Origin of the sequence: Ramlibacter sp. (assembly GCF_013697775.1) — a bacterium.
Lineage (GTDB): Bacteria > Pseudomonadota > Gammaproteobacteria > Burkholderiales > Burkholderiaceae_C > Ramlibacter.
In genome coordinates, this window is record NZ_JACCWG010000315.1 from 32,520 (window position 1) to 44,736 (window position 12,217).

Annotated in this window: 14 protein-coding genes, 1 tRNA gene and 1 pseudogene; 11 read left to right on the forward strand and 5 right to left on the reverse strand. The window is 69.1% G+C overall.

The genetic code is table 11. The features are described from left to right. The first annotated feature begins 104 nt into the window (after positions 1–104). Positions 105–401 carry a hypothetical protein gene (locus tag H0U68_RS15960; RefSeq protein ID WP_296357320.1) on the forward strand — a complete coding sequence of 99 codons (297 nt, stop codon included), beginning with the start codon at positions 105–107 and terminating at the stop codon, positions 399–401. Between the two features lie 7 nt (positions 402–408). Here the strand turns inward: H0U68_RS15960 and H0U68_RS15965 are convergent, their stop codons facing one another. Further along, positions 409–924 (reverse strand): DUF1993 domain-containing protein, encoded by a 516-nt coding sequence (locus H0U68_RS15965; protein ID WP_296357322.1) that lies wholly within the window; start codon positions 922–924, stop codon positions 409–411. Between the two features lie 102 nt (positions 925–1,026). Here H0U68_RS15965 and H0U68_RS15970 point away from each other — a divergent pair, with 102 nt between their 5' ends. The 8 genes from H0U68_RS15970 to H0U68_RS16000 all read left to right on the forward strand — a co-directional run bounded on the left by H0U68_RS15970 (position 1,027) and on the right by H0U68_RS16000 (position 8,851). Continuing rightward, the gene (locus tag H0U68_RS15970; RefSeq protein WP_296357323.1) at positions 1,027–2,034 is read left to right on the forward strand and encodes a D-2-hydroxyacid dehydrogenase family protein; all 1,008 of its coding nucleotides are present in this window, start codon (positions 1,027–1,029) and stop codon (positions 2,032–2,034) included. Positions 2,035–2,071: 37 nt separating this feature from the next. Further along, entirely contained in the window at positions 2,072–2,638 is a 567-nt protein-coding gene (locus H0U68_RS24400) for an MFS transporter (RefSeq protein WP_365731870.1), read from the forward strand. 6 nt (positions 2,639–2,644) lie between these two features. Beyond that, a complete protein-coding gene (locus tag H0U68_RS24405) occupies positions 2,645–3,262 on the forward strand; it encodes an MFS transporter (RefSeq protein ID WP_365731872.1) in 618 nt (205 codons plus the stop codon). A 7-nt stretch (positions 3,263–3,269) separates the two neighbouring features. Further along, positions 3,270–4,790: a 3-hydroxyacyl-CoA dehydrogenase gene (locus H0U68_RS15980; protein WP_296357325.1), complete on the forward strand. Its 1,521-nt coding sequence runs from the start codon at positions 3,270–3,272 to the stop codon at positions 4,788–4,790. A 29-nt stretch (positions 4,791–4,819) separates the two neighbouring features. Beyond that, positions 4,820–5,605, forward strand: a complete 786-nt coding sequence (locus H0U68_RS15985; protein ID WP_296357327.1) for an oxepin-CoA hydrolase, alternative type — start codon at positions 4,820–4,822, stop codon at positions 5,603–5,605. Positions 5,606–5,687: 82 nt separating this feature from the next. Then, positions 5,688–6,407, forward strand: a complete 720-nt coding sequence (locus H0U68_RS15990) for a Crp/Fnr family transcriptional regulator (protein WP_296357329.1) — start codon at positions 5,688–5,690, stop codon at positions 6,405–6,407. 12 nt (positions 6,408–6,419) lie between these two features. Then, positions 6,420–7,523, forward strand: coding sequence for a phosphotransferase (locus tag H0U68_RS15995; protein WP_296357330.1), 1,104 nt, complete (start codon positions 6,420–6,422; stop codon positions 7,521–7,523). A gap of 53 nt (positions 7,524–7,576) precedes the next feature. Continuing rightward, positions 7,577–8,851, forward strand: a complete 1,275-nt coding sequence (locus tag H0U68_RS16000; RefSeq protein WP_296357332.1) for an acyl-CoA dehydrogenase family protein — start codon at positions 7,577–7,579, stop codon at positions 8,849–8,851. Here the strand turns inward: H0U68_RS16000 and H0U68_RS16005 are convergent. From H0U68_RS16005 to ftrA, 3 genes are all read right to left on the reverse strand, one after another. Continuing rightward, the gene (locus tag H0U68_RS16005; protein ID WP_296357334.1) at positions 8,835–9,347 is read right to left on the reverse strand and encodes a hypothetical protein; all 513 of its coding nucleotides are present in this window, start codon (positions 9,345–9,347) and stop codon (positions 8,835–8,837) included. The two genes, H0U68_RS16000 and H0U68_RS16005, sit on opposite strands and share 17 nt — an antisense overlap. Continuing rightward, positions 9,251–9,532, reverse strand: coding sequence for a hypothetical protein (locus H0U68_RS16010; protein WP_296357336.1), 282 nt, complete (start codon positions 9,530–9,532; stop codon positions 9,251–9,253). Before H0U68_RS16010 ends, H0U68_RS16005 begins: the two co-directional genes overlap by 97 nt. Positions 9,533–9,602: 70 nt before the next feature. Next, positions 9,603–10,568, reverse strand: coding sequence for a transcriptional regulator FtrA (ftrA, locus tag H0U68_RS16015; protein ID WP_296357338.1), 966 nt, complete (start codon positions 10,566–10,568; stop codon positions 9,603–9,605). A gap of 106 nt (positions 10,569–10,674) precedes the next feature. On the opposite strand from ftrA, the gene H0U68_RS16020 reads away from it, so the two are divergent. After that, positions 10,675–11,580, forward strand: coding sequence for a DMT family transporter (locus H0U68_RS16020; RefSeq protein ID WP_296357339.1), 906 nt, complete (start codon positions 10,675–10,677; stop codon positions 11,578–11,580). 25 nt (positions 11,581–11,605) lie between these two features. On the opposite strand, the gene H0U68_RS16025 is transcribed toward H0U68_RS16020, so the two are convergent. Next, positions 11,606–11,682 (reverse strand) — tRNA-Arg (locus H0U68_RS16025). 125 nt (positions 11,683–11,807) lie between these two features. Here H0U68_RS16025 and H0U68_RS16030 point away from each other — a divergent pair. Next, a pseudogene (locus H0U68_RS16030) lies at positions 11,808–12,217 on the forward strand (hypothetical protein); the annotation flags it as partial.

Consider the following 12,217-nt stretch of genomic DNA (forward strand, 5'->3'; position numbering starts at 1 on the left):
GCCTGGCGCAGGTGGCAGGCGTATGGCAACAGTGCCATCACCCTGCGGCAGTCCGTTCAAGCAATCCTGCCTGTGTTCAACCTCTGTTGTTCAAGGAGTGTCACATGGCGATCGCATTGTTCACCTTCGACGGGCTGTTTGCCCGCCTGCAAACCTTGCTGCGCGCATTCGCGGCGCGCCACGCACGGCAGCAAGCACGGGAAACCGCGTCAGGCTGCCAGCAGCCGCGCGCAATGCCTGCCGTCCCGGCCGCCGTGCCGCGCGCTCGCCCGTTGCGCGTGGTGCGCGTGTTCGAAGGGCCGCAGCCCCGCGCCGCAGCCGGGCGCATGGTGATCTCCGGCCGACTCGCCGACGTGTGCGCCGAGCTGGACCGAATGGCGGCAGTGGAAGCAGCCAGCTAAAGCGGGCTCAGGCCTGCGAGCCCCTTAGATAGTCGCTCTTGCCCAGTTCCACGCCGTTGTGGCGCAGGATGTCGTAGGCAGTGACGACGTGGAAGAAGACGTTGGGCAGCATCCAGTGCCGCAGGTAGTCCTCGGCCTTCATGGTCCGCGTCTTGTCGCGGCTGATCGGGAAGGTGATGTCCTTGTCCTCGGTGCCGTTCATCGCCTCGGGCGTCACGGTGGCCAGGAAGTCCAAGGTCTTTTGCACGCGCGCCTTCAGGTCGGCAAAGCTCACTTCGGTGTCGTCGAACTTCGGCGCCTCGATGCCGGCGATGCGCGCCACACCCAGCTTGGCGCCGTCGCAGGCAATCAGGATCTGCCGCGTGAAGGGCAGCATGTCCGGTGCCAGGCGGAATTGCGTGAGCGCTGCGGGGTCGATCTTGCGGGCCTGCGCATGCGCCTCGCCCTTGTCGAGGACGTGCATCAGGCTGCGCAGAATGTGCTGCACGGTAGGAATGCTGGCCGAATACATGGTAATTGCCACGAAAGTCTCCTCGGTGTGTGATTGAGCGGCGGAAAGCGCGATCCTAGCGCCGCGTGGCCTGCTCTGCAGGGAGAGGGGCGATGCGCAAGGCACAATCCGGGCATGAACATCGTGATCCTCGACGACTACCAGGACGCGGTCCGCAAGCTGCAGTGCGCCACCAAGCTGGAGCCGTACCCGGCCAAGGTTTTTACCAACACCGTCAAAGGCATCGGCCAGCTGTCCGTGCGGCTGCGCGACGCCGACGTCCTCGTGCTGATCCGCGAACGGTCCCACTTCAGCCGCCAGCTCCTCGAGAAGCTGCCGCGGCTCAAGCTGATTTCGCAAACCGGCCGGGTCGGCGCCCACATCGACATCGAAGCCTGCACCGAGCGCGGCATTGCCGTGGCCGAAGGCGTGGGCTCGCCAGTAGCACCGGCCGAGCTGACCTGGGCACTCATCATGACGGCGATGCGGCGGCTGCCGCAGTACATCGCCAACCTCAAGCACGGCGCCTGGCAGCAGTCGGGTATGAAGGCCGGATCGATGCCGCCCAATTTCGGGCTCGGCATGGTGCTGCGCGGCAAGACGCTGGGCATCTGGGGCTATGGCAAGGTCGGCCAACTGGTGGCCGGCTACGGCAAGGCCTTCGGCATGCGCGTGCAGGTCTGGGGCAGCCAGGAGTCGCGCCAGAAGGCGGTGAGCGACGGTTTCCAGGCGGCGCCCAGCCGCGAGGCGCTGTTCACCGAGAGCGACGTGCTGAGCCTGCACCTGCGGCTGAACGAGGAAACCTTCGGCATCGTCCGCCTGGACGACCTGAACCTGATGAAGCCGACCTCGATGCTGGTCAACACCTCGCGCGCCGAGCTGATCGAGCCCGACGCGCTGATCGCCGGCTTGAACCGCGGGCGCCCCGGCTTCGCCGCCATCGACGTGTTCGAGAGCGAACCCATCCTGCAGGGCCATGCCCTGCTGCGGCTGGAGAACTGCATCTGCACGCCGCACATCGGCTATGTGGAGCAGGAAAGCTATGAGCTGTACTTCGGCGCGGCTTTCGACAATGTGATCAACTTCATCCGCGGCACCCCGACCAACATCGTGAATCCGGGCGCCCTGCAGGTTCGCCGCTGATTCTCGCGGCGGGCCGCCCCCGCCGAGAACCACCACCTTGTCACTGACCACCACCGCTTCATCCGCGGCGCGCCCGGCCTTGCCGGCCGTGCTGTGGCCGCTTCTCTTCGGCAACTTCGTCATCGGCAGCGGCGTCATGGCCGTGCCCGGCACGCTCAATGAAATCGCCGCCTCGCTGCAGGTGTCGGTGGCCGCCGCCGGCCAGCTGATCTCCGCCGCCGCGCTGGTGATGTGCCTGGGCGCGCCGACGCTGGCTGCCCTGGTCGCCGGCTGGGACCGGCGTCGCCTGCTCGCCATGTGCCTGCTCTGGTACGGCGTGCTGCACTTTGCCTGCGCTGGCGCGCCGAGCTTGGCCTGGCTGATGCCGTTGCGCGTGCTGTGCGTCATCGCGCCGGCCATCTTCACACCGCAGACGGCTGCCTGCGTGGGCCTGCTGGTGCCGCCCGAGCAGCGCGGCCGTGCCATCACCTTCGTGTTCCTCGGCTGGTCGGTCGCTTCGGTGCTCGGCATGCCGATGGCCGCCTTCATCGGCGGCAACCTGGGCTGGCGCGCCGCCTTCGTCATGGTGGGGCTGATGTCGCTGGGCAGCGCCTGGTGGGTGTAGCGCTCCATGCCCGACGGCGTGAAGCCGTCCGCGCTGTCGCGCGCCGCCTGGGCCGAGACATTCCGCTCGCGCCCGCTCATGCTGTGCGTGCTGGTGACGGTGCTGTACGCGGCCGGCCAGTTCGTTCTGTTCTCCTACATGGCGCCCTACTTCAAGTACAAGCTGGCCGTCACACCGACGCAGCTGAGCCTGATGTTCATGTGGTTCGGCGCGTTCGGCTTCCTCGGAAACATGCTGATGGCGCGCCACATCGACCGCATCGGCGTGCACCGCGCGACGATCCTGGGCATCGCGCCGATCGCGTTCAGCATGCTGCTGATGCCGTTGGGCACCAGCATCGCGCTGGCTGCGCTGGTGGTGGTGCCGTGGGCACTGGGCTGCTTCTCGTCCAACTCGGCACAGCAGGCACGGCTAGTCAGCTTGGCGCCGCAGCTCGCCGCGGCATCGATCGCGCTCAATACCTCGGCCATGTACGCCGGCCAGGCCATGGGCGCCGCCAGCGGCGGCTGGCTCATCGCGCGCGGCGGCATGGATGACCTGCACTGGGCGGGCTTCGCCGTGCTGCTGCTGGCCATGGCCGCGAGCGCGTTCGCGACGCGGAGCGCGATGGCCCTTCGCCGATAATCGGCGCATGCAAATCCGCTACAAGACCGTCGGCATCGTCGGTGCCGGTGCCATGGGCCGCGGCATCGCGCAGATCGCGGCGCAGGCTGGCAGCACCGTCCGGCTGTACGACACCCAGGCCGCGGCCGTCGCCGTCGCGCGCGACGACCTCTTTTCCCAATGGGGCCGCCTGCAGGACAAGGGCCGCATGGACGCCAATGCGGTCGAAGCCTGCAAGGCCCGCCTGCTGCCCGCCGCCAGCCTGCAGGAGCTCGCCGACTGCGACCTGGTGGTCGAAGCCATTGTCGAGCGGCTGGACGTGAAGAAGTCGCTGTTCGCCGAACTCGAAGCCATCGTGCGCGACGACGCAGTCCTGGCCAGCAACACCTCGTCGCTGTCGATCACCGCCATCGCCGCCGGCATGATGCATGCCCAGCGCCTGGCCGGCTACCACTTCTTCAACCCGGTGCCGCTGATGAAGGTGGTGGAAGTCATCGCCGGCCTGAAGACCGACGCTACCGTGTGCGATGGCCTGGCGGAATACGCGCGCCAGATGGGCCACACCCCGGTTCAGGCCCAGGACACGCCCGGCTTCATCGTCAACCACGCCGGCCGCGGCTACGGCACCGAGGCGCTGCGCATCGTCGGCGAAGGCATCGCCGATTTCGCCACCATCGACCGCATCCTGCGCGACCAGGCCGGCTTCAAGCTCGGCCCGTTCGAGCTGATGGACCTGACCGCGCTGGACGTTTCGCATCCGGTGATGGAGTCCATCTACCACCAGTATTACGACGAGCCGCGCTACCGTCCGAGCGTCATCACCGCGCAGCGCCTGGCCGGCGGCGTGGTGGGCCGCAAGGTGGGCGAAGGCTTCTACCGCTACGTGGACGGCAAGGCGCAGGTTCCTGCCGAGCCGCCGGTGCCGCAGGTGGACGAGATGCCGCCGGTGTGGGTTTCCACCCGCGCCGCGCGCCGCGCCGAGCTGCACCAGTTGCTCAAGGACCTGGGTGCGACGGTCGAGACCGGCCAGTCGCCCTCGCTGCACGCGCTCACGCTGGTCGCGCCGCTGGGCTTCGACGTGACCACCGTCGCCATCGTGGAGCGGCTGGATCCGGCCCGCACGGTGGGTATCGACATGCTGATCGACGACGCGGCCACCAGGCGGCGCGTGCTCGCCACCAATCCCGCCACCCGCACCGACATGCGCGACGCGGCCCACGCCCTGTTCGCACGCGACGGCAAGCCGGTCAGCGTGATCCGCGACTCCGGCGGCTTCGTCACGCAGCGCGTGGTGGCCGCCATCGTCAACATCGCGGCCGATATCTGCCAGCAGCGCATCTGCAGCCCCAAGGATCTGGAAACCGCGGTGACGCTGGGCCTGGGCTATCCCCTGGGGCCGCTGGCCATGGGCGACCGCTGGGGCCCGTCCAACATGCTGGAAGTGCTGTTCAACATGCAGACCGTGTACGGCGACCCGCGCTACCGTCCCAGCCCATGGCTGCGCCGGCGCGGCGCCATCGGCCTGTCGCTGCTGCACGAAGAAGCCTGAACCTTGTCGCCACAGCAGGAACCCTCCGCATGACCACACCCGCCGAACTGAAAAGCGCCAGCCACGGCAGCACCCTGGTGCTGACCCTGAGCAACCCGGACCACCGCAACGCGCTCGGCCCGGAACTCTATGCGGCGGGCGTGGAAGCGCTGAACGCCGCCGACCGCAGCGCCGACGTGCGCAGCGTCATCATCGTCGGCGAAGGCAATACCTTCTCGGCCGGCGGCAACCTGCAGCGCCTGCTGGACAACCGACAGCGCGACCCGCAGGTGCAGGCCGACAGCATCGACGGCCTGCACAGCTGGATCGAGGCGATCCGCACCTTTCCGAAGCCGGTGATCGCCGCCGTTGAAGGCGCGGCCGCGGGCGCCGGCTTCTCGCTGGCGCTGGCCTGCGACTTCATCGTGGCCGCCGACAACGCGGTGTTCGTCATGGCCTACAGCAACGTCGCGCTCTCGCCCGACGGCGGCGGCAGCTGGAGCCTGAGCCGGTCGCTGCCGCGCCAGATGGTGAGCGAGCTGCTGATGTGCGCCGAGCGCGTCGAGGCGCGGCGCCTGCAGCAGCTGGGCGTGGTGAACCGCATCACGCCGGTGGGCGGCGCGCTCACCGAGGCGCTGGCGCTGGCCGACAAGCTCAACGAGCGCGCGCCCAACACGCTGGCCAGCATCAAGGACCTGATGAACGACGCGGCCGGCAGCACGCTGGAAAAGCACCTCGCCGCCGAGCGCCTGCACTTCGTGAAGAACCTGCACCACGCCAATGCCGGGATCGGCATCGCCGCCTTCCTGGCCAAGCAGCCGCCGCGCTACTCCTGAGGCGCCACTCCTGAGCTTGCCGCGGCGCGCGCAGACGCGCAGGCGACAATGAACGGGTTCGCAGTCACCCAAAAGACAGCCCATGGACGATCCCATTCTTACGATTGAAGAACGCGCAGCCATCAACGCGGGGCGATGGTTCTCATCGCTGTCGCCTTCGCTGCGCCACGACATTCTTCGATGCTCCTACGTCAAACGCTTCAAGGACGGCGACCTCATCGCCGCGCGCGGCGATCCGCCGGAGGAGTGGATCGCCTGCGCCAAGGGCGCGGTGCGGGTGAGTTCGACCTCCATCACGGGCAAGCAGGTCACGCTGACCTACGTGGAGCCGGGCATCTGGTTCGGCGACGTGGCGATCTTCGACGGCGACCGGCGCACGCACGATGCCTATGCGCATGGGGACACCACCATTCTCTGCGTGGCGCGCGGCGACCTGCGCAAGATCCTGGCGCAGCACGTGGAGCTGTACGAAGCCATGCTGCGGCTGCACGCGCGGCGCATCCGCCAGCTGTTCGGCCTGGTGGAAGACTTGAACACCCTGCCTCTGCGCGCGCGCTTGGCCAAGCAGCTGATGCACCTGATCCGCAGCTACGGCGTGCCCTCGCTGTCCGACGGGCGCGAGGTGCGCATCGGCCTGCAGCTGGCGCAGGAGGAACTGGCGCAGCTGCTGGGCGCCTCGCGCCAGCGCGTGAACCAGGAACTCAAGGCGATGGAGCGGGAAGAAGTGATCCGCATCGAGCCGGGCGGGCTGGTGGTGCGCAACCGCGACGCGCTGATGCGCATCGTCGAAGCCAACGACTGAGGAACGATTGACATGGGCGGCTACGACGACTACATCGGTACCCGCCCCGTGGCGGACACGCACGCCGTGGACACGCAGGTGCTGTCGGCCTGGCTGGCGGCCAACCTCGGGGGCTTCCGCGGCCCACTGACGGTGGAGATGTTCAAGGGCGGCCAGTCCAATCCCACGTACAAGCTCAACACGCCCGAGCGCAGCTACGTGATGCGCGCCAAGCCCGGCCCCGTGGCCAAGCTGCTGCCCTCGGCGCACGCCGTCGAGCGCGAATTCGCCGTCATGCGCGGCCTGGCCGGCACCGAGGTGCCGGTGCCCCGCATGCACTGCCTGTGCGAGGACGAATCCGTCATCGGCCGCGCCTTCTACGTCATGGAGTTCGTGGCCGGCCGCGTGCTGTGGGACCAGGCCCTGCCCGGCATCGACCCTGCCGAGAGCGCGGCGATCTACGACGAGATGAACCGCGTGATCGCGGCGCTGCACACGGTGAAGTTCGCCGAGCGCGGCCTTGCCGGCTACGGCAAGCCGGGCAACTATTTCGAGCGGCAGATCGGCCGCTGGAGCAAGCAGTACAAGGCGTCGGCCGACGGTGCCGGCCCCATGAGCCAGCCCATTCCCGAAATGGAGCGGCTGGTCGATTGGCTGCCGGCGCACATTCCGGCATCGGCGCGCGACGACAGCAAGGTCTCCGTCGTGCACGGCGACTACCGCCTGGACAACCTCGTATTCCACCCGAGCGAGCCGCGCATCGTCGCCGTGCTCGACTGGGAGCTGTCCACGCTCGGCCATCCGCTGGCGGACTTCAGCTACCACTGCATGGCCTGGCACATCCCGCACGGCAGCTTCCGCGGCATCGGCGGGCTGGACCACCAAGCCCTGGGCATCCCCGGCGAGGACGCGTATATCCGCCGCTACTGCGACCGCACCGGCCTCACCACGGTCGACGCGCTGAAAGCCGACTGGAATTTCTACATGGCCTACAACATGTTCCGCATCGCGGCCATCCTGCAAGGCATCGCCAAGCGCATCGAGGCCGGAACGGCCTCCAGCGCGCAGGCCACCGCATCGGCCGCCAGCGCGCGGCCGATGGCCACCCTCGCCTGGGGTTTCGCCCAACAGGCCTGACCCGCACGAGCACATTCCCCCCAGGCACATCGTTTTACCGGAGAGCACCACCCATGGATTTCGACTACTCGGCCAAGACCAAGGAACTTCAGGCGCGGCTGATGAAGTTCATGGACGACAACGTCTACCCGGCCGAGAAGGCCTATGCCGAAGAAATGGCCGCCAACACGGCGGCCGGCAAGCGCTGGAGCACGCTGCAGACGGTGGAGAACCTCAAGGCCAAGGCGCAGGCCGCCGGCCTGTGGAACCTGTTCCTGCCCAAGGACACGGCGCAGGCATCGGGCTATGAAGGCGCCGGCCTCACCAACCAGGAATACGCGCCGCTGGCCGAGATCATGGGCCGCATTCCGTGGGCCAGCGAGGTGTTCAACTGCTCGGCGCCCGACACCGGCAACATGGAGACCATCGCGCGCTACGGCTCCGAGGAGATCAAGGCCACCTGGCTCAAGCCGCTGCTGGAAGGCCGCATCCGCTCCGCCTTCGCCATGACCGAGCCGGAGGTGGCTTCGTCGGACGCCACCAATATCTGCACGCGCATCGAACGCCAGGGCGACCACTACGTCGTCAACGGCCACAAGTGGTGGATCTCCGGCGCGGCCGACCCGCGCTGCAAGGTCTTCATCACCATGGGCAAGACCGATCCCGACGCGCCGCGGCATTCGCAGCAGAGCATGATCGTGATTCCGGCGGATGCGCCCGGCATCCGCATCGTGCGCCCGCTCAACGTGTTCGGCTACGACGACGCGCCGCACGGCCACGTGGAGATGTACTTCGAGAACGTCAAGGTGCCGGCATCCGGCATCCTGCTGGGCGAAGGCCGCGGCTTCGAAATCGCGCAGGGGCGCCTGGGCCCCGGCCGCATCCACCACTGCATGCGCCTGATCGGCCTGGCCGAGCGCGCGCTGGAGCTGATGTGCCGCCGCTCGCTGTCGCGGGTGGCCTTCGGCAAGGCGGTGGCGCAGCAGGGCGTCACGCAGGAACGCATCGCCGAGGCGCGCTGCAAGATCGACATGGCGCGCCTGCTCACGCTCAAGGCCGCCTGGATCATGGACGTGGCGGGCAACAAGGTCGCCAAGACCGAGATCGCGATGATCAAGGTGGTGGCACCTACCATGGCCTGCCAGGTGATCGACTGGGCCATGCAGGCGCACGGCGGCGGCGGCGTGAGCGACGATTTCCCGCTGGCCTACGCCTATGCCGGCGCGCGCACACTGCGCTTCGCCGACGGCCCGGACGAGGTGCACCGCAACGCCATCGCCAAGTGGGAGCTGGGCAAGTACGGCAGCTACGGCCGCGATGCGGGCGTCCCCGTCACGCGCGGGAGCTGAACGCCTTCAACGCGGACTCGCAGGCGGTGGTGAACACCTGCAGCGCATGCTGCAGCGTGCCCATGTCCGGCGGTGAGCGCTCCATGCGCAGGTAGGCCTTGCCGCGCGTCAGCAGCAGCAGGAACGGCACCTCGGCCGAGGGCGCCGGGGCGGGCCAGGCGTCCAGTGCCGCGGCAAGCGCGGGATCGACCCAGGCCATGGCGTCCTCGCGCGAATCGCCGACCACGGCATAGCGGCCCCAGAACGCCTCGGGCAACTGCGACCAGCCCATCTCCTCGTACGTCGCGAGCCAGCGCATCTCCTCGGGCAGGTCGGGAGTGGAAGTGGTGCGCAGCGTGTCGGTGATCACGCTGTAGGCCTTGCGCTCCAGCGCGCTCTTGAGCGGGCGGTTGATCACCATCAGCGAGGGCTCGCGCGCCAGGCGCAGGTCGGCGCGCGCGCGCAGCTCCTCGCCGCGGATGTAGTTGCGCGTGGGGGGCCCGCTTCCAGGCGCCACTGCCGGCCGCCGCCCACCTTGCCTTCCAGCGCCACGGTCTGGCCGTCGCCTTGCAGCGACACGGCGAAGCCCTGGGTGCCGGCCCACTCCGACATGGGCCCGTGCGCCAGCTGCGAGGGCGTCGCGGCATCGCCTTCGTCCTTCACCGCGCGGGAAGAAAAAGTCTTTTTGATCCGGTCGAACATGGCGCCGCCTTCCCCGTCAGGGTTTCCGGGATTATCTGTTCAATCGCTGAGCTGCAGAAAGCCGGGACCGTCAGCGCTGGGCGAACATCGCGCGAAAGCGCGACGGCGGCGCGCCGGCCACGGCGCGGAAGGCCTGGCGCATCGCCTCGGCCGAACTGAAGCCCACGCGTTCGGCCACGCTCTCCAGCCCGCGGCCGCTGCGCTCCAGCAGGTCCTGCGCCGCCAGCACGCGCTGGCGGCGCAGCCATTCGTTGGGCCGCATGCCGGCTTGCTGCGTGAAATGCCGCAGGAAGCTGCGCTCGCTCATGCCAGCCTTGCGCGCCAGGTCCTCGATGCGCATCGGCCGGGCCAGGTGCGCGCGCGCCCAGTCCATCACCGGCGCCAGGGCCTGCGCCTCCTCGCGCGGCACCGGCCGCGGCACGAACTGCGCCTGCGTGCCTTCGCGCTGCGGCGGCGTCACCATGGTGCGCGCCACCAGGTTGGCGGCTTCGGCGCCGTGGTCCTTGCGCACCACGTGCAGGCAGGCGTCGATGCCCGCGGCGCTGCCGGCCGACGTGATCACGTCGCCGTGGTCCACGTACAGCACGTCCGGGTGCAGCAGCACGCGCGGATACATGGCGTGGAAGCGCTCGGCGTAGCGCCAGTGCGTGGTGGCGGCGCGGCCGTCCAGCAGCCCGGTGGCGGCGAGCACGAAGGCGCCGGAGCAGATCGACACCAGCCGCGCGCCGCGGCGGTGCGCGCGCACGAGCGCGTCGACCATGGCCTGGGGCGGCGGCTCGGCCACGTCGCGCCAGCCCGGAATGATGATGGTGTGGGCGCGCTGCAGCAACGCCAGGCGGCCCTGCGCCTGCACGCGCAGTCCGCCCCTCGTGCGCAGCATGCCGGGTTCGGCCTGCACCATGCGAAAGCGGTAGAGTGGCCGCGCGAATTCGGGCCGCTCCAGGGCGAACACCTCGGTGGCGATGCCGGCTTCGAACAGCGCCAGCCTGTCGTAGGCCAGACAGGCGACCAGCGGCGGCGGGGTGTCGGGTTTCATCAATGGCTCGGCTGTGGCTGAATTTCTTGGAAGACTGGCATTTTCGCCACTTTCCTGGCACGCAGCCTGCGGCGATCATTGGGTCAACGAAGAAAAGGTTTTGGCAATGGATTCAGCAGTGGCAACAGCACGGCGCGTGCGCGATCCCGCCATGCTGGGCGCGGTCCTGGTGTTCCTCTCCGCCGCGGCGTTCGGCAGCATGGTGGTGTTCGGCCGCTGGGCCCTCGAGGACGGCGTCCCGCCCATCAGCCTGCTGTTCCTGCGCTTCGCCATCGCGGCGCCGGTGTTGGCCTTGCTGGCCCGCTCCCAGAATGCGGCCCGCCCGCGTGGGAGGGCGGCGCTGATCGCCGTCATCATGGGCGCCGCCTACGTCGGCAATTCGCTCTCGTATTTCGTCGCACTGGGCCGCATTCCGGCCGCAACGGTGGTGGCGCTGTTCTTCACCTACCCGGTGTTCGTGATGGTCGCGGCGCGCTTCTTCGATGCCGAACGCATCGGCGCTGCCGGCCTGGTGGCATTGGCGCTGGCCGTGGCGGGCGCCGTGCTCAGCGTCGGCGGCGCCGGCCTGCAACTGGACAGCGGCGTGCTGCTGCCGCTGCTGGCGGGCGGCTTCTACACAGGCTACGTGGTGCTGGCGCGCAGGACCGCTTCGGTCCATCCGTTCGCCAGCGGGGCGCTGATCACCGGTGTGGCGGCCATCGTCTTCGGCGTGCTCGCGCTGCGGCAGGGTCTGCAGCTGCCGCACTCGTTCAAGGGTTGGTTCGCCATCCTCGCACTAGCGCTGCTGTCGTCGGTGTTCGCCATGGCGGCGTTCCTGGCGGGTGCCGCGCGGCTGGGCGCCACGCGCTCGGCGATCATTTCAGCGGCGGAGCCGGTGGTCGCGGCGCTGCTGGCAGCGCTGGTGCTCGGCGAGCCCGTGCACGCGGGCGCCGTGCTGGGCCTTGTGCTGATCACGGTGTCGACGGTGCTGGTGGTCTCCTCGCGCGCGGCATCGGCGGAGGCGACAGACTGAAATGAGAGCCGTGTTCCGGGGGGACTGGCCTGCCCGGAGGGACTCGAACCCCCGACCTGCTGCTTAGAAGGCAGCTGCTCTATCCGGTTGAGCTACGGGCAGAAAGAGCGCCGGGGGACGAGAAGAAACGAGTCCGCCGGCGCGCGCCATTCTCGCATTTTTGCGTGAGGGCGCTCCGCCGGCGGAGGCCGGGCCGCAAGGCCCGGGGAGAGGAACGGACAGCTTAGTTGCGGTCCGAACGGGCGGCACGGGTGCGCTTGCTGCGGCTGCCGCTCATGGCGGTCGTCGAGCCGCTGCCCGAAGCGCCCATGGTGGAGCCGCTGGTGCTGCCCGAACCGCTGGAGGCGCTGGTGTCGGTGGAGGAGCCGCTGGTGCCCATGGAGCCCGAGCCCGCGGTCGTGTTGCCCGACATGCCCGACGAACCCGAGCCAGTGGTGGTGGACCCCATGGTGCTGCCGGACGAACCCTTGCCGGTGGTCGCCCCCATGGTGCTGCCCGAACCACCCGTGCCCGTCGTCGAGCTGCTGGTGCCCGCGCCCACGGTGTTGCCGGAGCCGCCGGTACCCGAGCCGGTCGTGCCGCTGCCCATGCTGCTGGCGCCGCCGGAGTTGCTGCCGGTCGAGCCGCCGCTGGAGCC